We start from the raw sequence: 18,484 nt of genomic DNA, 5'->3' as shown, positions 1-18,484 counted from the left end.
GTAAATGCTGTAGCACCAAAAGTATTATCCTTTTTCCATTCCATAATTCCTGCAATAACTTGTGCAAATCCGCCATAAAAAATACCCATTGCAAAAATCATTGAATCCATTGGGAAAAATCCAGCGTTGTGAAGATTTAACAATACAGTAGTCATTCCAAAACCCAGTAGTCCAAGTGGAGCGGGGTTTGAAGTTATTTCCTTGAAGGTAACTGTTTTACCAAATTTATCTTTATCCAATTTGTAAATCTCCTCTAAATATAATAGTCGCAAAAAATTCGCGCGATTCTTATTATACAGAAGGTGGTCTATACAAGTCAAATAAATTCTGAATTAAATACTTTGAAGCTATTAATCGTATTTTCATACAAAAAGACCCCTGAAAATTAGATTTTTAGGTCTAATTTTTAGGGGACAACTTATTTTGAAATACATCTTTTTTTTATTAATCTTATTTTGTATAGTTGTCGAAGTAACCTTGAATATAAACGATAGGTGTTCCTTTATCTCCGCTGCCAGAGGTTAAGTCAGATAATGAACCGATTAAGTCTGTTAATCTACGTGGAGTAGTACCTTGCGCTTCCATCGTGCCAACTAGATCTTCCTTTTTATTCTGGATGTATTTAGAAATAGATTGTTTTAGATCTTCTCCACGAAGATGCGAGAAGTTATTGTCGGCTAAATATTTTAATTTCACTTCGTTTGGAGTGCCTTCAAGTCCTATAGTGTACGCAGGTGAAACAACTGGATCTGCAAGTTCCCAAATTTTACCAACTGGGTCTTTGAATGCCCCGTCGCCATATACCATGACTTCAATTGTTTTACCTGTTAGTTCTTTTAATTTTGCTTGAATACCATCAACAATTGGTTGGCAATTATTTGGAAAGAGTTTCAGGGTATCTTCGGTTGCTTTATTTGATCCAAGCAGGCCATAAGTTTCGTTAAAGCCGCTGCCGTTGATTGAAGATGTTAAGATATCATCAAGGCCGTATACTGTTTCAGCACCATTAGTTGATAAAATACGTTTTGTTCTAAAACGTGAATGTATATCACTCGTCAGGACATGTTTAGTATACGTTAAAATAGTTTTAGGATTGTTTGAGAAAATGACTTCGCAAGTTGCGCCTTCAGCTTCAATCAACTCTCGATAGTAATCGATATAATCGATCCCAGTAAAGCGGTGTTTTTTATAACCGAAATGCTCACGGAATTCAGCTTCAGTTAAAATATCTGTCCATGGATTCACACCTTTGACATCCAGTTCATCGATCTCAACAAGTTGGTTCCCAACTTCATCAGAAGGGTAGCTCAACATTAAGACGATACTTTTTGCACCTTTTGCAATACCGCGTAAGATATTTGCAAAGCGATTACGGCTTAATATTGGGAAAATGACGCCGATTGTTTCATCACCGAATTTTGCTTTGATATCTTCAGCAATATCATCAATTGATGCATAGTTTCCTTGTGCGCGTGCTACAATTGACTCGGTTATAGTAACAATGTCCCGATTTTCAAAAGAAAAGCCTTCATTCTTAGCTGCATTTAAGACAGTCTCCACTACAATTTGTTCAATATCGTCGCCTTTATTGATGATTGGACCGCGAAGACCGCGTACTACTGTTCCTACTGTGTTTTCCAATATGATCTCTCCTAATATATTGCTTTATAAAAATAGGCATAAATATTTACACACTATACACTTATTATACCTTTCTGAATGGCTAGAAGTAAAATAGAATAATATACTAGATGAACATAGCGAGTTATTGAAAAAGCGCACTTCTTTTAATTATTCAATTGTTCTTATATTTCTGTTTCAAAATATTCTATCTCATACTCCGTTAGTGAAAACGTAGATTTAAACTCATTGGTACTCAAAAGGAGTTTGTGTACCATGAGTTAATAGTATTATAAACAAAGAATTAAGTTGATTAACATAGGTTTCGGGGACGTACATAGTTTAAATGCAATTTAGCATGTGTGGTATAATTACTAGGCGTACTTTAAACAAAAGTAGACTTAAAAGGACCTATTTAATTATAGAAACTGAAATCAGTAAATAGTTGAATGGTTCAACGTTATATATAATTTATCAAAGGGGAATATTAGATGAATTTAAAAAAACAAATCAGCCATTACATACCTTATAATATTCAAGAAGCTAAAGAACAAGCAGTAATCCTAAAATACATGAGTACGTTTGAAAACTTACTAACGCGTGAAAATGAATTTGCGCATTTTACAGCTTCAGCTTGGATCGTTAACCCTGAGCGCACAAAAGTCTTAATGGCCTATCACAACATCTATCAATCATGGTCTTGGATCGGTGGACATGCAGATGGCAATGCAAATTTATTAGAAGTGGCTCTGAAAGAAACAACAGAAGAAACAGGATTGATGAATATTAGTCCTTTAGCAAACACGATTTATTCGTTAGAAATTTTAAGTGTTCCGAGCCATATGAAAAAAGGCATTCCTATAGCAACACATCTGCATTTAAACATAACCTATCTGATTGAAGCAAATGAAACGGAACGAACAAGGGTAAAAAAGGATGAAAATAGTGCAATAAAATGGATGAAACTCGAGGATGCTGTCGAAGCTTGTACTGAGCCAGAGATGAAAGTCGTTTACGAAAAATTGAATAACAAATTAAAAAACTATAAATAAAAAGCTGAGTTACAATTTCTTCTATTAAGTAATAATAGAGAGAAATGTTACTCAGCTTTTTTTAGTTGTATTTAGTCTTCGTCTGATTCGTTCATTATGCCGACTTTCTCAAATAAATAAAAGGCGAGGCTTAGAATAATTCCGACTACACTCGCAAGAATCATCCCTTTTAATTCGATTCCCGCAAAATTAACCGTTAATCCACTTAAACCAGCAACAAGAACGATAGAAGTTAAAATCAAATTTTTTGATTTGCTATAATCTACTTTAGATTCCACTAATAAGCGCAATCCACTTGTCCCAATCATTCCGTAAAGCAAGAAGGTTACTCCACCAATCACATTTCCTGGAATCGTCGAGATAAACGCTGCTAAAGGTCCGATGAAAGCCATGCAGATCGAAAAGATGGCTGCTCCAGCGATTACTCGAACGCTGTATACGCGCGTGATAGCCATTACTCCAATATTTTCTCCATAAGTTGTTGTAGGCACCCCGCCAATCAGACCAGATAAAGCAGTGCCCAAATTGTCGGCGAATAAAGAGCGATGTAATCCAGGATTTTTTATCAGATCATGGCCAACAACATTTGAAGTGACGACCTGATGCCCGATGTGTTCAGAAGTTAAGACGAGAAGAACCGGAAGCATCGTTAGTATTGCATTCACATCGAATTTTGCCCATTGAAAATGGGGCATGGTAAACAATGACGTTTCCGTTAAAGGTGTAAAGTCGACCATTCCAAAAGCTGCAGCAGAGATATATCCGACAACGATTGAAATTAAAATGGGAATAGTGGATAAAAATCCTTTAAACAGTACTGAACCTAAAATTGCTACACCTAATGTAATGAAAAAGACAATGAAGTCTTGCGATGAGGCCGTTTCGGTCATCAAGTTTGCGCCGATTGAACCGCCTTGAACGGTGTTTCCAGCTAGTTCCAAACCAATTAAAGCAACGACTGCACCCATTGCTGCTGGTGGAAGAACAATGTTGATCCATGCTGTACCTACACGTCGAATGAATAAGGCTAAAAGACAACCAATAATCCCTAAGACGACAAAACCTCCTTGAGCATAAGCAAATCCTTGATTCGCAATAATAATACTTGCAGGTCCAATGAAGGCAAAACTTGAACCAAGATAAGCAGGGGCTTTTCCTTTAGTGATAAGAATAAATAATAACGTAGAAATTCCGTTCATTAACAAAACAATACTAGGGTCAATACCAAAGATGATGGGCACTAGTACTGAAGCTCCAAACATAGCAAATGTATGCTGCAAACTTAACGGAATGAGTAATTTTACAGGGACCTTTTCATCTACTTGAATAATTTTCTTGCTTGACATCTACGATTCCTCCTATTTTTGGGCACAAAAAATGCCCTTTTGAATGGTGTATTCGCAAAAGGACCTCAGGTATCGTATCATAATTTGACTTGTTACCCTTTTTAATCTCTCTGGATTAATTTAAAAGGACTTTGCTTTGATTTATTCTAGCAGTAAAGGATAGGAATTACAATAAGCTATTGATTATTTAGATAGAAGAATGAGATTTTTGAGTAAACCCGTTAGTAAGGTACAGCGGAAGAGTGTTTTATTGAAAAGTTTAAAATACTTAACTATTGTGGTAACTGATTTAAGAAAGACTCGTGTATACTATTAGTAAACAGACAAAGGTAGCAGATCGTTACACCTATTGGAGGGGAATAGTGTGAGTCAGCAGGGAAAAAAATTAAAGGAACATTGGCAACGAACAACTGCTCTATTTCTAATCAGTCAGACGATATCATTGTTTGGTTCTTTATTAGTCCAATATGCCATTACTTGGTACCTTACGTTGAGAGAACAATCAGGCGTAGTCATGATGCTGGCAGTTATTTTTGGTTTTTTGCCGACTTTCTTCCTGTCTCCATTTGCAGGTGTGTGGGCGGATCGCTATAATCGAAAAAAACTCATCATCCTTTCAGATGCAGTGATTGCCCTCTCAACTTTACTCTTGATTTTCCTTTTTCTAAGTGGTTCTGGTTCTGTAGGGGCTTTACTGTTTGCATCAGCTATTCGAGCTTTAGGCGCAGGGATACAGACACCAGCAGTTAGTGCAGTATTGCCCCAAATTGTTCCAGAAGAAGAACTCACTAAAATAAATGGAATCAATGGAAGCATCCAGGCAGGTGCCATGTTGATTGCACCAATGGCGAGCGGAGCATTATTAAATTTTGCTTCAATGGAAGTTATTTTTTCAATTGATGTTCTTACTGCAATACTGGCTATAGTCATGTTGCTCTTTTTCTTAGATATTCCTACACATAAAAAAGCGGAACAAATTCAAGTGAATTCTTATTTTACAGACTTTAAACTAGGGTTTTCTTACATTGATAATCAAGCATATTTGAAAAAATTATTTCGTTACTTCTCACTGGCTTATTTATTAGCTGCTCCAGTTTCTTTTTTAACACCATTGCAAGTGACGCGAACCTTTGGGGAAGACGTATGGAGGTTGACCACAATTGAGGTGGCCTTTTCAATAGGGATGATACTGGGAGGCTTTTTAATAGCCTTTTGGGGAGGTTTTAAAAATCGAATGCACTCGATTACTTTTTCTATCTTAGTGATGGGTGTATGCACGGTTCTTTTAGGAATGATTCCTAATTTCTTGGTATATTCGCTCCTTATGGCTGTCTTTGGTATCGTTATGCCGCTGTTAAATGCACCGACAATCGTAATATTGCAAGAAAAGGTACCAGAGGATTATTTAGGAAGAGTATTTGGTGTACAAACCATGATTGCCACAGCAATGATGCCGTTGGGAATGTTAGTGTTTGGGCCACTTGCAGATCTCTTCCAAATTGAATGTCTTCTAGTGATTTCTGGTGTATTGTTGTTTATCCTGACGTTATTTATGTTTAAAGATGAACAACTTTTGAAAGCTGGTGTACCCAAAGAAGAGCATGATTAGATCTCAATTGAAGATTAGAATGCATCCTATCTTCTGACAAAGGATGCAATACGGGCGATAAAGCTTTATACTAATGGAAGATAATAATTTGAAAAAGCTTGTGGAGGGTTAATAAGATGAACAATAATGATCGATTAGTAAGGTTAAGATACGCTTTAGATATTAAAGATACAGAGATGGTAGAAATTTTTAAATTAGGTGGATTAGAGTTAACAAAAGAAGATGTAAAGAAAATGTTGACTAAATCAAAAAATGAAACTTCTGATGATGTAAAAAAAGAGGAATTTCAAAAAAATGATTACGTAAAAGACTGTTCTAACCAAACGTTAGAATCTTTTTTAAATGGTCTAATTATTTTTAAAAGAGGTAGACAAGAAACTGCAGAGAACGAACCAGAAAAGTCAGCTCCAATGCTGATAAATGATAAAAATGTAAATAATATTCTGCTTAAGAAAATTAAAATTGCTCTTTCTCTTACAAGTGAAGATATGTTAGGCGTTTTAGGAAACGCCGGAGTACAGATTTCAAAAAGTGAATTGAGTGCGGTTCTTAGAAAAGAAGGGCACCGAAATTACAAAGAGTGTGGCGATCGATATGCCCGAAACTTTTTAAAAGGTCTAGCCATAGCTTGGCGCGAATAGCCAGTTGATTGAAAGTGCCTACTCTAACTTCATGAAGCAAATACAAAAAGCCGACTCATGATTTGATTGAATCAAGGAGCGTGATGATATGGATATAACAGATGTTTCTTACCAACGTTTGCATGCTCAGAGAATTGAAGGAGAGCACTGTCAATCGGCTGTAGAAACTGTAGAATGGATGGGTGCTATTCAAGCACAAGATTACAACCTGGCTCTTTGGGCTATTGGACTGCGAACACCAGGAAGCACTAAATCAGAAGTGGAGCAATCTATTTTCGAGAAAGAAATTGTTCGAACATGGATAATGCGTCACACTATTCATTTTGTTTCTTTGCAAGATGTTCGATGGATGCTTGAACTTTCATCTGAACGCATGATAAAGAAGTACTTAAATCATGTAGAAAAGAATACAGGATTAACTCTGAAACAGTTAAATCAAGCTACAGAAATCCTTTACCTGGCTTTAAAGAAGCACCAACAATTAACAAGACCTGAAATACGAGTAGTGCTTGAAGATGCAGGGATCCCTACTGGGCAACAAGGTTTATATCATATTTTATGGTATGCAGCTCAAAGTGGCATGGTTTTTATCGGACCAATGAAAGGTAAGCAGCAAACGTTTCTATTGATAGAAGAGTGGATGCCAAAAAGCACACCCCTTACTCAAGAGGAAGCCTTGAAAAAATTAACGATTCGTTATGTAGCAAGTCATGGACCAGCTACCGTTCACGACTTTTCTTGGTGGTCAGGACTACCCGTCTCCGCTGCTAAAAAAGGTATGCAATTAGCGCATAAAGAAGTTTTTAAAGAAATACGCAATAAAAAAGAGTATTGGTCATCCGTAAACGCTCTAACAGCCAGTAATGGTGATGGAATGAATTTAACCTTTTTACCAAGTCTTGATGAATACTTGATAGGGTATAAAGATCGTACTGATGTCATTTCTGCAGAAACGTATGCAAAAATTGATCCCCAAAAAAATGGTATCTTCTTTCCTCTAATCGAAAGTGGCCAGGTTGCGGGCAGTTGGAAACCAGAACATAAAGCCGCAGTCATTGATTTGACTATTCGATTGGTACCAACTGTTACTATCTCAAATGAGCGTCTAAAAATAGCAGCTGAACAGTATTGTTATTTTTTTGAAAAGTCACTAGGTGAACTTACGATTGAAACCATTCTATAATATAAAAAATGGCAGTCTGAATTTCTGTACTCAAAAGCAGAAGTTCAGAAGGTTTTTTTTGATACGATTAATAAATTCATAGAGAAAATACATTGATTATAAATAATAAACCACTATAATTGAAAAGGATGTAAAAATAGGACATTAGTTTCGAGCAAGATGTAATTGAACTTATTTATTCTTAATAGTAGTTAGAAAATAAAAGCCGTTAGTACGACAACAATCGTCTAACTTTTTTTTGTTTAAAAAGGCAAGCTGCTAAAATCCAGCAATAATACAGGGGGAAAGCATATGAAAAAAACAGGATTTGATCCACAGAAGTACATTGAAGAACAATCAAAATATATCCTAGAACGAGTAAATGACTATGATAAATTATATCTTGAATTTGGTGGCAAACTGATTGGTGACAAACATGCTAAACGTGTATTACCAGGGTTTGATGAAGATGCAAAAATCAAGTTGCTGCAAAAATTAAAAGATCAAGCTGAAATCATTATCTGTGTCTATGCTGGAGATATCGAACGCAATAAAATTCGCGGTGATTACGGCATTACTTATGATATGGATGTATTAAGATTAATAGACGAACTAAGAGGATACGGATTAGAAGTTAACAGTGTAGTCATTACTCGCTATAACGGTCAACCTTCTACAAAACTGTTTATTAATAAGCTAGAAAGAAGAGACATCAAAGTCTTTACACATGCTGCAATTGAAGGGTATCCATCTGATATCGAAAATATTGTAAGTGACGAAGGATTTGCAAAAAATGACTACATTCCAACAACTAAACCAATTGTAGTGGTTACCGCTCCTGGCCCAGGAAGTGGAAAGTTAGCAACCTGCTTAAATCAGCTTTATCATGAACGTCACCAAGGAAATACAGCCGGATATTCAAAATTTGAAACATTTCCAGTTTGGAATGTTCCATTAAAGCATCCGCTTAACATTGCTTATGAAGCAGCTACTGTAGACTTGAAAGATGTAAATATGATTGATAGTTTTCATTTTGAAAAATACAATCAAGTAGCTGTTAATTACAATCGCGATCTTGAAACGTTCCCTGTTATTAAACGAATTATTGAAAAAATTACTGGTAAAGAATCGGTATACCAATCTCCAACAGACATGGGAGTTAACCGTGTGGGGTTTGGTATTATTGATGATGATGTGATTAAAGATGCTTCAAAACAAGAAATTATTCGTAGAAGTTTTTCAACAGAATGTGATTTTAAAAAAGGTTTGATTGATGAAGAAATTCTTAATCATATGAAATTAATTATGGAAGAAGTAGAATTGAAAAAAGAAGATAGAGTTCCTGTGGCACCTGCTCGTAAATATGCTGAAAAGATAAGAGAACATTCTGAAGTTACAGACATGCCTGCAGTTATCGCATTTGAATTACCAGATGGCCAAATTGTCACAGGGAGAACGACGGAGTTAATGGATTCATGTTCTACAGCTATTTTAAATTCGATTAAAGTTTTGGCTAAGATCTCTGATGAAATCCATTTGTTATCTCCAAATATTTTAGAAACTATTCAAAATTTAAAAGTAAATGATCTTCATAGTAAAATGACGGCATTGAATGCAAATGAAGTTTTGATTGCTCTTGCAATTAGTGCAGTAACGAATCCAACGGCTCAATTAGCTTACAATAAACTAGCTGAGTTGCAAGACGTTCAAGCACATTCAACGGTGATGTTGAATAAAGATGATGAGCAAACTCTTCGTAAATTAGGATTGGATATTACATGTGATCCATTCTATCCATCAGAAAATTTGTATTATATTTAAACATAAAAAGGGGGTGAGACAGAAGTCTTACTCCCTTTTTCGTCCTTCTAAAAATTGTAGTTCAATTAAATGGACAAAAAAAATAAGTATTATAGAATAAAGAAGTAAAGAGAAAATACAACTAAGTATAAAAATGAAATTTGGTGATGACTATAAACGGATTCCGGCGACCTCAAAACAAAGTGGTAAGGGTGTTGATGTTTTACCAGATCTCTATATGTTTACTGTTCAAATCGTTAATTTATTTTTTATAGAGTATCCAAAAACAAATAAATTCGTAACTGTAAGCAGTCGTTTGTGTCTAATTGGTATGGTTAGTATTCCTGTTTTATCAATTTTAGCCGTAATATATGGCATCTTTCTTTTTCCTTGCAAATCATACAAAAAAAAGAAGTCAAATCCGTTAAAAATTACGCATAATTAGTTATAAGTAGAAAAAGTAGCCAAAACTCAGTTATTTTGAGTAGTAGTTACTTTTTTTGCTGTGTATTTTTAGGGTATTAAAAATAAAGGTAGATAACGTACCTGACATGAAAGCGTTACAATTATGTTGTAGTAAATAAAGGAATTCTATATAATTAATTTTAAGTAATAATGATATGAGTTTTTGATGTGAAATTTTGAGTATTTAAAGAAATGAGGGTGAAGATGGACTGGAATAAGGAAATACAAGGCTTAGAAACTGATTTTTCTTCCTATATGGAAAGCGGAATTTACATCCATGATGGAATGAAACTGTTATTTAGCAAAAACAAAGAAGAGTTGTTTCCTTCAGCAAGCATTATTAAGCTTCCTATTTACCTCTACTATTATGAACAAGCAATTCAAGGCAGACTCAATTTAATGGATAGAGTGAATGTATCAAACAAAGGGCGTGCTAATGGATCTGGAGTAATGCACGTTTTGACCTCCATTGAAGACTGGAGTGTTGAAGAACTCTTACAATTAATGATTGCTGTTTCAGACAATGAAGCGACAAATCAGTTGATTTCTTATGTAGGGTTAGAGAATTTACAAGCATGGATAAAAGAAAAAACATGGAGTGAAGAAATAGCTTTAAGACGATACTTAATGGATTATGAGTCTGGTTTAGTCAATGAAGTGACACCACAAGGAGCTGTGTCAGTTTTAAAAGAAATCATGGAACTTGGAAGAAATTATCCATTATGGAAAAACCAGATAGAAAAACCATTTTTATTGCAGCAGTTTCGAACAGGCCTTCCAGGTTATTTAGATGAGAGAGAGATTCCTGTTCTAGAGATGTTAAATAAAACTGGCGAAGACAATGAGATTCGTCATGATGTTGCTTTATTTCGGTATAACGATCGAGTGGTGTATATTGCTGCATTAAATAAAAATGTAAAAGAAGAAGCAAAAGCAATCGAATGGATGCAAGAATTAGGGAAATTAGCGTTTGAATTTTTAACGAATGCTGACTAATTATCATCCTTCTTGCTGATAGAATTGAAAAATTGGCAGTAAGGGGAGAACAACTAAATGAAAAAAATGGTTAATGTTGCTACAACTTTTTTATGGTCAAAAAATAATGATCATGCGGTTCAGGAAAAAATAAAAAAACAACAGACAAAAAAACAGTTTTATACATTATCAGATGAAGAGGTTTTGAACCTTTATAAGGATCGTTTGGTAGATTCAGAATTGCTTTATGGGGATGTTGTTGAAGTCGTTGAAATTGCAGGAGAATACGCAAAGGTAACTGTTCCAAAACAAGCTTTTAAAAATGAACCTAAGGGATATCCAGGCTGGGTGATAGCTAAAGACCTTGTTCCTGTACCGCAGGAATGGTCAGAAGAATTAGAACAAATTGCTGTCAATCAACCTACAGCAAAAATCCTATTTACCGAAGATAAACAAAGTTTTCAATTCGTTTCGATAGGGACGATGTTATCTTTAATGGAAGAGACACCTAGTCAATACAAAGTTATTACACCAGATGGGATTGGATTTGTAGCAAAAGAAGATGCTCATTTAGTTGAAAACTCTTCAATCAATGCTGCTGAACAACTAATTGGTCTGGCAAAATCATTTTTAGATTTGAGATATGTTTGGGCAGGAACAAGTGCTGCTGGATTTGATTGCTCCGGATTTGTCTATACCTTATTTCGAACGTTTAATATTTGGTTGAGTAGGGATGCTCAAGAACAAGTTTTTGAAGGAGAAGCTCATTCCTATGAAGAAGCAATGCCTGGAGATTTGTTGTTTTTTGCTTACCAAGAAGGCAATGGAGAAGTTCATCATGTAGGTATTTATTTAGGAGAGGATCAAATGATCCATTCCCAAACTCCCGGATCAAAAGTAATTATAACGAAGCTTGAAGGGACTAAGTACCAAAAAGAATTATGTGCAGTCAGGCGTTTTTTTTAAAAGTGGAAAAATATAAAAAGAAAAGGAAAGGGTGAAAATAAATGAACTATCAAATAAAAAGTGTAGGAATACTTAGTTTAGCCGTTTTATTAACAGCATGCGGAGGTACAGAAACAAACGGGTCATCAACGGAAAGCAATTCAGCTGATGGAGATAAAAATTTAGCAGATACTCAAGAACTGAGGTTAACCGCAGCGTCAGAAATCCCCTCTATGGATACAGCTTTAGCAACCGATTTAACAAGTTTTACCGTTATGAACAATGTATTTGAAGGACTATATGTTCTAGGACCAGATGCTGAGCCTGTCTTAGGTGTGGCAGCTGAAGAACCTACTATTAGTGAAGATGGAAAAACGTACACTTTTAAGCTACGAGAAGATGCAGTTTGGTCCAATGGAGAACCTGTAACTGCGGATGATTTTGTCTATGCCTGGCAAAAAGTTGTGGCACCTGAAACAGCCAGTGGATATGCATATATGTTTGACGGATTAATTCAAAATGCTACTGAAATTATCAATGATGAAATGGATCCAACTGAGTTAGGTATTAAAGCGTTGAGCGATACCGAGGTAGAGATTACATTGATGCAGCCCACATCTTATTTTGATCAATTATTGACTTTGCCGTTTTTCTTTCCTCAAAATAGAGCATTTGCCCAAGAACAAGGGGATGAATATGGCAGTACGAATGAAACATTAGTTTATAATGGGCCTTTTGTATTAGAAGGATGGAATCAAGCAAGTAGTGTTGGATGGACGTTTGAAAAAAATGAAGATTATTGGGATGCTGACTCAGTTGTTTTAGACACGGTGACAGTAGATGTAATCAAAGAAGTGACAACTGAGTTGAATTTATTTGAAAATGGCGATACAGACATTGCCTTTTTATCTGGGAATTTTGTTTCTCAATATAGTGATGACCCTAATTTTCACTCTTCACTAAATGCGACAACATTCTATATTGAGATGAATAATTTGAATAACGAGGAAGAAACAGAATTAAGTAATGCAAATATTCGTTTAGCGATTGCATCTGCAATTGATAAAGATGGTTATGTTAATAATGTTTTACAAGATGGATCAGCGTCTATCGATGGATTTGTTCCAGCTGGTTTAGCAAGTAATCCAACAACAAAATCAGATTTTCGTGAAGATGCTGGGAATCTCTTGCCTTATGATTTAGAAAAGGCTACAGAAGCTTGGGATGCGGGGTTATCTGAATTAGGAGCAGATAGTATTGAATTAGAGTTGATTACCTCAGATACAGAAGATTCAAAACGTTTGGCTGAATATTTGCAGGACCAATTGCAAAAGAATTTACCAGGACTGACTGTTACATTGAGAAGTATGCCTTTCAGTATGAAATTAGAAACAGTGCGTGAAGGAAACTATGATATGGCTGTCAACTCATGGATCGCTGACTTTGCAGATCCAATCAATTATATAGAACGTTTTGATACAGACATCAACCGTATGAATTATTCGAACCCAGATGTAGATGCTTTAGTAGATACAGCAAAGGCAACGTTTGATGATGACGAAGCACGTTGGGAAACACTAGTAGAGATTGAGAAGGTTTCTTTAGGTGAAGATGCAGCTTTGGCACCGTTATACCAATCAGCTGATTCTTATTTATTGAATCCGAATGTTAAAGATTATTATAAACGTGTTTTCGGTCCGGATAGTTACAAATGGACATGGATAGAAGCAGAATAAGCAAAAAAATAATAGAAAAGAAGTAGTCCTGTTTTTTAAACAAGGTGCTGACCCCTAAAGTTAGAGTTTTTATTATATAGCTGATTGGCTGGTTTGAGTTCGGTATTCGACCGGACTTAAGCCAGCCAATTTTGCTTTTGATTGAACGTGAATATACCAATTAATATCCTCGAATGCAATAAATTCATTTTCTTGTTTATGCTGATGAATTACATTAGCTACTCCAGAATATTGAAGGTACAATGTTTCTTGAATAGCGTCCCAATCTTTTTTACTGACCATAACCGTTTCACTTTCTTCATTGTTACCTATTATGTGAACGGGTTCATTGGTTTGATTGACGTCTTTCAATAATTGGTAAAAGACTTTTCTAGCTTGGCTAGGATTTACAATAGACATAAGCTATTCCTCCTTTTAGTTTCTTTCGAGGCTGGGACAAAAGGTCTCTCAAAAAATACACTCCCAAAATATGAACTATTTTGTTCAGTAGTGGGAGTGTATTTTTCTATATATTTATTAAAACTAACGAAAGTGGGACTACCTTTTTCACAAAAATGTTTTTGTTCCAACCTCATTGTAAACACATGAAAATGCTTAAAAGTATGTATCAAGAATATTGTCATGACTAGGTTCTTTATTCACTCAAATGATCAATATACCGTTTAGCCTCAAGTATTCCTGATCCTGTGGCATTTCTGTATTCGTTGACAGCTTTAATTTTTTCGCCTTCTAAAATAAGTTTTAAAAGAGTTGATTTCAATTCATTATTTATCGGGTCAGGTAATCCAACTTGTTTAGCGATGTCATCTATCGTTCCTTTCATTCGGGCTATATCTTCTCTTAACTGAATAATGCTTGCAATAAGGGACAGTATTATCCCTGCAGTAAGTATCCATAATAGTGTATTACTCATTTTTTTACTTCCTCCATTAGTTTATGTTCATGTCATTTTATTTCTAGTTTCTCATAATAAAAAGTGCTATGAACAAAAAATATAGTAAACAGAATACACGAAATCACATAAAGTCAGGTATATAAAATCTTATTAAATCGAAGGTATATGTATATAGTTTTTAATAGGTAAAATTTAATCGACACTGATAATAGGCAACGAAAAAATAATCAGATCAATACTTGGTAAAAATATATCCTGGTTAGACTCTTATCAGATAGTTAATTAGTTTTAATTATTTTTTTAGCTCTAAAAGTATCGGAATTATATTTAATAAGATTGATACAACCGTTAAAATCCATAGGGCAGTTGCCATAGTAGGTACTACATCTAATAAAGCAGCCCAATCTTTTACCTTTACCCAATCGGATATCATGCTGTACCCTGCAACAAGCGTCAGTGCTGTGAATGACAATCCCATTGCCATTGCTAATTTATAACCTTTGCCTACTTTATATAAATAAAGATTTAAAACAGTTGCTACTATAGCAATAATTCCTAATACTAGAAACATAAATATTCCTCCAATTTTTTGATTTGTATTCAGTGTTATAAGTATCTTATTCTAAGTATTATGACTTATCAATATATGAAATTCTATAAAGTAATGTATTAAGGTATTTTTAATCAGTATATCTCAAGGAGCAAATCCATAATATAAAATTTCAAAGATCGGTTGTCCCAATATTAAGATTCCAACTAATGCACCTACATAAAAAAATTGGAAGATTCTTTTCAATAAGGGGAATTGATCTTGTGCGCCTATTTTTTTTATTCCATACCATGCAAAAATAACTAACTGGGGTATAAATAACACAAAATAGGAAGCAGTAACAAATGTGGAAAATTTTTCATATGTTTGAAACCCTACATTTTGGGTAGTCATTAAAAAGACTAATTTTTCAAACCAAAGAAAGAGAAAAGACAACTGTAAAAGAGATGAAAAAATAGTAATGCTATAAGAAATGTAATTCTTTTCCTTTCTGACTAATAAATAAATACTTCCGATATAAACGATTCCCACTACGATAGCGTAAAATGGTTGCATTGCAAACAAGAATACCGCCTCTTTTCTTTAACTAAACACCATTAATTTTATCCCATTATACTTAACACACATATTCTTAAAAATAGTTTTATTTATATAAAGTAGTATATTCCAATAAAAAAGATTATTAATCTCACTTTTTTTGTTTATTTTTTGTGATAGCTATAATAATCATAAGAAAGCAAAATATTGATAAACCTATACCCATCTAAAAACCTCCTTCTACTTTATTTACTAATCTTATTTTTTTTAGATAGTAATGAAAAAATACCTAATATAATACTTACGAATACAATAATATATAATTCTTTGTAAGTAATACTAATGATTGAATTGTTTCTTACAAAGAAATACTTATATAAAATTAAAAGAAGAAAAAAATTTGCCATAAGGTTCGACGTTTTTTTAAAAAAAATTTGTATAACATTAAAGTAACTTTGCTTCACATGTAACCATCCTCTCAACTATAGAAAAAACTTACTTTGTCTCTAGTATTATCTCTTATCTTAATTGAAAAGTAACGCACCCTTTGATTTACAACTAGCAACCATTGGTTTACATTTATCAAAGAAGGACTCTATTGTTTAAAAAGCAATAGAGTCCTTCTTACATTAAACACACGGTTCTACATAAAATCATGTATTGAGGAAATTGCTTTGATAAAATTTTTGACCTTATCATTTTAGTCAAAAAAAAAATAGAAACTTAAATTTTTCAAAGTAAGTTTCTATCTTTCGTAATGCGTCCAAGCCGACCAAATAGTGACTTCTTTTACGTCAGTATCAACTGAGTAAACTATCCGATGTTGGATAGTTAAACGTCGTGAATATTTGTCTTTTAAATTTCCGACCAACTTCTCATAAGGAGGTGGATTTTGAAACGGATTATCTTTTAAGACTTCTATTATGTCTTTAAATTTTTGATCTAAATGAGCCGATTTTAAATTTTTAAGGTCTTTCATAGTAGCTTTTGCTAATTTTACAGAGTATCCCAATCGATATCCTCCAATGCGACAAACTCATTTTCTTGTTCACGCTGGCGAATCACATCAGCTACACCATAAGATTGAAGGTACAAGGTTTCTTGAATCGCATCCCAGTCTTTTTTACTGATCATAACCGCTTCACTTTCTTCGTTTTTACCTGAGATATAAACGGGTTCATTGGTTTTATTGACGTCTTTCAATAGTTGGTAAAAGACTTTTCTAGCTTGGCTAGGGTTTACAATCGACATAACCTATTCCTCCTTTTATTTTCTTTTATTATAACGTACTTATTCAAGTACGTCAAAAAATGTAAATACATAAAATAGCTTGAAAACTAAAAAAAGATTTTTCAAATAATTCCAAAAGGTCTTTTTTAGTTCTAAAAATATAAGTTAAAAAATAAGTTTTAGAGTTTATGTGATCTTTGTATCAGTAAGAATATTTTATGTGTAGTAATAAAAACTTGCTATACAGATTTATTTACAACCTCTTTTTTCACAAGTAACTGGTTGTGATGTTGATTCCCAATCTTGAGGATTATCATTAATTTGTGCGCCACATCCTGTATAATTATCTTCTTTAACATGTACCTTACCATTTTCAGACTTTTTAGTATCATTACCGACATATTTAATTTTTGCCATTAAAATTCCTCCTTGGATAACTGTAAAATTTTATTATTAACTTATATATGTAAGCGCATACTTATTGTTGGTCTAACACAAGAACTAAATTGATTGTCTCTGGTATATTATTAATAAAAGCATAAAATGGTTTATAGCGCGTAGTTGCTTTTTATCCGAAATAAAGTTTAATTGGATATATTTATTTATTTGGAACCCTGATAAATAAAAATTTAAAAAAGAATTCCGTCTACAAAATTGAGACGGGATTCTTCATATATTAATGAATACTATATCTTATATTACTAAGGACTTCGATACATAAAATTGCTTATAATCGTGTATCATGGATCTTGATTTATCGAGATTCTTTTGTATCTTTTTTATTCTACAATCGCACCCGTTTATAGAATATTCCTTCATATTCTGTAAACTCTCTTACTTATCCTTTTTAGTAAAAAATGTAGTCATCATTACTAAAAAGACAGGTATTAAGCTCCATAAAAGGAATAACCAATTTTGTGTTACTATAGATAATACTAAGAACGAACCTAGAATTACGACTGACATAGAAATTGAATTCTTTCGATATTTCTTCATATTGAACCTCATATATCCCAAAACTAATTGAAAAGTATTCTAGTTATTTTAACATATACTACTTATGATCCAATAATTTACTTATCTTAGTTCTAATTGCATTGATTGCTTGATAGCCTATTACTAGAAATACAATTAGTGAAGCCCCCAAGAATAGCAGTAATGGGGGTAAATTTAGAGATAATCCACCAAATAAAACTATTAAAAATACCGTTCCAAAAATAATTATTGATTTTAAAATGTTTTTCATATCCCCACCTCCTTTCTAAATTAAAGTATTTTTTACTATAAAGTTAAAGCAAAGTAACTAAAAACGTATAGTGATATTGAAACAGTTGTTAGTATGTACATTGTTTTTTCGAATGATGTTAGTGTTTGGATCTTTCGTTTATTCGTAAACTTCTATAATAAATGAGTGTACATAGAAGCAGTAAGAGTGTTGCTACTATATTTATAATTTCTACTAAAGTAATCATTAGTAATTCAGCTCTCCTTATCTTACTTTTATAGTTATCAATTAAAAAACGGTTCTTTATAATTACAAGTGTAAAGAAATAATATGTAAACTTAAAGGTAAAAAAGTAGAGTATTATTTTTTACGATGGTAGATAAATTGTTTGATTGAGATTGTAAGTATTTTATATATAAATAAAATTAATCCAAAGGCTAAAGCTAAGAAACTTAATTGCATTAAAAGTCTACCTATAGTCGTATGAAGTACATTATTCAAAATAAATGTTATAGCTGCATATAAAATTGCTAGAATCCAAAACAATTTTTTGTTTATTTTCATTATGTCACTCCTTTTATACAAGAAATAATCCATTTTTATTGTCATGCTGCTTGAAGAGAGTGTAAAATATTTTGTGTAAATGAATAAAAAACATACAAAAAAGGAAGTCCCTTCTGTAGAATAAAGTTAACG

Annotated in this window: 21 protein-coding genes; 8 read left to right on the top strand and 13 right to left on the bottom strand. The window is 33.5% G+C overall.

Annotated features, from left to right (window positions below; all coding sequences use genetic code 11):
- Both ABS911_RS10280 and ABS911_RS10275 read right to left on the bottom strand, forming a co-directional pair.
- The coding region (locus tag ABS911_RS10280) for an acetate uptake transporter (protein ID WP_350467522.1) at positions 1–239 on the bottom strand (239 nt) is incomplete at its 3' end.
- Between the two features lie 211 nt (positions 240–450).
- Positions 451–1,641, bottom strand: coding sequence for a coenzyme F420-0:L-glutamate ligase (locus ABS911_RS10275; RefSeq protein ID WP_350467521.1), 1,191 nt, complete (start codon positions 1,639–1,641; stop codon positions 451–453).
- A gap of 470 nt (positions 1,642–2,111) precedes the next feature.
- On the opposite strand from ABS911_RS10275, the gene ABS911_RS10270 reads away from it, so the two are divergent.
- Positions 2,112–2,672 carry an NUDIX hydrolase gene (locus tag ABS911_RS10270; RefSeq protein WP_350467520.1) on the top strand — a complete coding sequence of 187 codons (561 nt, stop codon included), beginning with the start codon at positions 2,112–2,114 and terminating at the stop codon, positions 2,670–2,672.
- Positions 2,673–2,743: 71 nt separating this feature from the next.
- On the opposite strand, the gene uraA is transcribed toward ABS911_RS10270, so the two are convergent.
- Positions 2,744–4,018, bottom strand: coding sequence for a uracil permease (gene uraA, locus ABS911_RS10265; RefSeq protein WP_350467519.1), 1,275 nt, complete (start codon positions 4,016–4,018; stop codon positions 2,744–2,746).
- 364 nt (positions 4,019–4,382) lie between these two features.
- Here uraA and ABS911_RS10260 point away from each other — a divergent pair, with 364 nt between their 5' ends.
- The 4 genes from ABS911_RS10260 to ABS911_RS10245 all read left to right on the top strand — a co-directional run bounded on the left by ABS911_RS10260 (position 4,383) and on the right by ABS911_RS10245 (position 9,251).
- A complete protein-coding gene (locus ABS911_RS10260; protein WP_350467518.1) occupies positions 4,383–5,627 on the top strand; it encodes an MFS transporter in 1,245 nt (414 codons plus the stop codon).
- Positions 5,628–5,743: 116 nt separating this feature from the next.
- The gene (locus tag ABS911_RS10255) at positions 5,744–6,268 is read left to right on the top strand and encodes a YehS family protein (protein ID WP_350467517.1); all 525 of its coding nucleotides are present in this window, start codon (positions 5,744–5,746) and stop codon (positions 6,266–6,268) included.
- An 88-nt stretch (positions 6,269–6,356) separates the two neighbouring features.
- Positions 6,357–7,451: a winged helix DNA-binding domain-containing protein gene (locus tag ABS911_RS10250; protein WP_350467516.1), complete on the top strand. Its 1,095-nt coding sequence runs from the start codon at positions 6,357–6,359 to the stop codon at positions 7,449–7,451.
- A gap of 291 nt (positions 7,452–7,742) precedes the next feature.
- Positions 7,743–9,251 carry a DUF1846 domain-containing protein gene (locus ABS911_RS10245; protein WP_350467515.1) on the top strand — a complete coding sequence of 503 codons (1,509 nt, stop codon included), beginning with the start codon at positions 7,743–7,745 and terminating at the stop codon, positions 9,249–9,251.
- Between the two features lie 228 nt (positions 9,252–9,479).
- Here ABS911_RS10245 and ABS911_RS10240 read toward each other — a convergent pair whose 3' ends face one another.
- Complete coding sequence (locus ABS911_RS10240) at positions 9,480–9,608, bottom strand: hypothetical protein (protein WP_350467514.1); 129 nt, start codon at positions 9,606–9,608, stop codon at positions 9,480–9,482.
- A gap of 291 nt (positions 9,609–9,899) precedes the next feature.
- Here ABS911_RS10240 and ABS911_RS10235 point away from each other — a divergent pair, with 291 nt between their 5' ends.
- From ABS911_RS10235 to ABS911_RS10225, 3 genes are read left to right on the top strand one after another with little or no spacing between them, the layout of a single operon-like run.
- Positions 9,900–10,691, top strand: a complete 792-nt coding sequence (locus ABS911_RS10235) for a serine hydrolase (RefSeq protein ID WP_350467513.1) — start codon at positions 9,900–9,902, stop codon at positions 10,689–10,691.
- A gap of 57 nt (positions 10,692–10,748) precedes the next feature.
- Complete coding sequence (locus ABS911_RS10230; RefSeq protein ID WP_350467512.1) at positions 10,749–11,636, top strand: C40 family peptidase; 888 nt, start codon at positions 10,749–10,751, stop codon at positions 11,634–11,636.
- A 41-nt stretch (positions 11,637–11,677) separates the two neighbouring features.
- Positions 11,678–13,351, top strand: a complete 1,674-nt coding sequence (locus ABS911_RS10225; protein ID WP_350467511.1) for a peptide ABC transporter substrate-binding protein — start codon at positions 11,678–11,680, stop codon at positions 13,349–13,351.
- Positions 13,352–13,423: 72 nt separating this feature from the next.
- Here the strand turns inward: ABS911_RS10225 and ABS911_RS10220 are convergent, their stop codons facing one another.
- From ABS911_RS10220 to ABS911_RS10180, 9 genes are all read right to left on the bottom strand, one after another.
- The gene (locus ABS911_RS10220; RefSeq protein ID WP_350467510.1) at positions 13,424–13,750 is read right to left on the bottom strand and encodes a type II toxin-antitoxin system Phd/YefM family antitoxin; all 327 of its coding nucleotides are present in this window, start codon (positions 13,748–13,750) and stop codon (positions 13,424–13,426) included.
- Between the two features lie 235 nt (positions 13,751–13,985).
- Positions 13,986–14,264: a hypothetical protein gene (locus tag ABS911_RS10215; RefSeq protein ID WP_350467509.1), complete on the bottom strand. Its 279-nt coding sequence runs from the start codon at positions 14,262–14,264 to the stop codon at positions 13,986–13,988.
- 274 nt (positions 14,265–14,538) lie between these two features.
- Positions 14,539–14,817, bottom strand: a complete 279-nt coding sequence (locus ABS911_RS10210) for a hypothetical protein (protein ID WP_350467508.1) — start codon at positions 14,815–14,817, stop codon at positions 14,539–14,541.
- A 123-nt stretch (positions 14,818–14,940) separates the two neighbouring features.
- Entirely contained in the window at positions 14,941–15,360 is a 420-nt protein-coding gene (locus ABS911_RS10205; protein WP_350467507.1) for a hypothetical protein, read from the bottom strand.
- Positions 15,361–16,078: 718 nt separating this feature from the next.
- Positions 16,079–16,345, bottom strand: a complete 267-nt coding sequence (locus ABS911_RS10200) for a Txe/YoeB family addiction module toxin (protein WP_350467506.1) — start codon at positions 16,343–16,345, stop codon at positions 16,079–16,081.
- Entirely contained in the window at positions 16,330–16,584 is a 255-nt protein-coding gene (locus ABS911_RS10195; RefSeq protein ID WP_350467505.1) for a type II toxin-antitoxin system Phd/YefM family antitoxin, read from the bottom strand. Before ABS911_RS10195 ends, ABS911_RS10200 begins: the two co-directional genes overlap by 16 nt.
- 228 nt (positions 16,585–16,812) lie before the next feature.
- Complete coding sequence (locus tag ABS911_RS10190; protein WP_350467504.1) at positions 16,813–16,980, bottom strand: hypothetical protein; 168 nt, start codon at positions 16,978–16,980, stop codon at positions 16,813–16,815.
- A gap of 637 nt (positions 16,981–17,617) precedes the next feature.
- On the bottom strand, positions 17,618–17,809 hold the full coding sequence (locus ABS911_RS10185) for a hypothetical protein (protein WP_350467503.1): 192 nt from the start codon (positions 17,807–17,809) through the stop codon (positions 17,618–17,620).
- A 339-nt stretch (positions 17,810–18,148) separates the two neighbouring features.
- Positions 18,149–18,352 carry a hypothetical protein gene (locus ABS911_RS10180; protein ID WP_350467502.1) on the bottom strand — a complete coding sequence of 68 codons (204 nt, stop codon included), beginning with the start codon at positions 18,350–18,352 and terminating at the stop codon, positions 18,149–18,151.
- Between the last annotated feature and the right edge of the window lie 132 nt (positions 18,353–18,484).

This window comes from Carnobacterium sp., from assembly GCF_040274425.1.
Note: the sequence above shows the minus strand (reverse complement) of the source record. Positions and strands in the feature narration are given on the sequence as shown.

What these genes read in the sequence shown, in the direction of transcription:
- ABS911_RS10270 (WP_350467520.1), top strand. Translation starts at nt 2,112, where the DNA reads ATGAATTTAAAAAAACAAATCAGCCATTACATACCTTATAATATTCAA.
- uraA (WP_350467519.1), bottom strand. Translation starts at nt 4,018, where the DNA reads ATGTCAAGCAAGAAAATTATTCAAGTAGATGAAAAGGTCCCTGTAAAA.
- ABS911_RS10255 (WP_350467517.1), top strand. Translation starts at nt 5,744, where the DNA reads ATGAACAATAATGATCGATTAGTAAGGTTAAGATACGCTTTAGATATT.
- ABS911_RS10250 (WP_350467516.1), top strand. Translation starts at nt 6,357, where the DNA reads ATGGATATAACAGATGTTTCTTACCAACGTTTGCATGCTCAGAGAATT.
- ABS911_RS10245 (WP_350467515.1), top strand. Translation starts at nt 7,743, where the DNA reads ATGAAAAAAACAGGATTTGATCCACAGAAGTACATTGAAGAACAATCA.
- ABS911_RS10240 (WP_350467514.1), bottom strand. Translation starts at nt 9,608, where the DNA reads ATGCCATATATTACGGCTAAAATTGATAAAACAGGAATACTAACCATA.
- ABS911_RS10235 (WP_350467513.1), top strand. Translation starts at nt 9,900, where the DNA reads ATGGACTGGAATAAGGAAATACAAGGCTTAGAAACTGATTTTTCTTCC.
- ABS911_RS10230 (WP_350467512.1), top strand. Translation starts at nt 10,749, where the DNA reads ATGAAAAAAATGGTTAATGTTGCTACAACTTTTTTATGGTCAAAAAAT.
- ABS911_RS10225 (WP_350467511.1), top strand. Translation starts at nt 11,678, where the DNA reads ATGAACTATCAAATAAAAAGTGTAGGAATACTTAGTTTAGCCGTTTTA.
- ABS911_RS10220 (WP_350467510.1), bottom strand. Translation starts at nt 13,750, where the DNA reads ATGTCTATTGTAAATCCTAGCCAAGCTAGAAAAGTCTTTTACCAATTA.
- ABS911_RS10215 (WP_350467509.1), bottom strand. Translation starts at nt 14,264, where the DNA reads ATGAGTAATACACTATTATGGATACTTACTGCAGGGATAATACTGTCC.
- ABS911_RS10210 (WP_350467508.1), bottom strand. Translation starts at nt 14,817, where the DNA reads ATGTTTCTAGTATTAGGAATTATTGCTATAGTAGCAACTGTTTTAAAT.
- ABS911_RS10195 (WP_350467505.1), bottom strand. Translation starts at nt 16,584, where the DNA reads ATGTCGATTGTAAACCCTAGCCAAGCTAGAAAAGTCTTTTACCAACTA.
- ABS911_RS10190 (WP_350467504.1), bottom strand. Translation starts at nt 16,980, where the DNA reads ATGGCAAAAATTAAATATGTCGGTAATGATACTAAAAAGTCTGAAAAT.
- ABS911_RS10185 (WP_350467503.1), bottom strand. Translation starts at nt 17,809, where the DNA reads ATGAAAAACATTTTAAAATCAATAATTATTTTTGGAACGGTATTTTTA.
- ABS911_RS10180 (WP_350467502.1), bottom strand. Translation starts at nt 18,352, where the DNA reads ATGAAAATAAACAAAAAATTGTTTTGGATTCTAGCAATTTTATATGCA.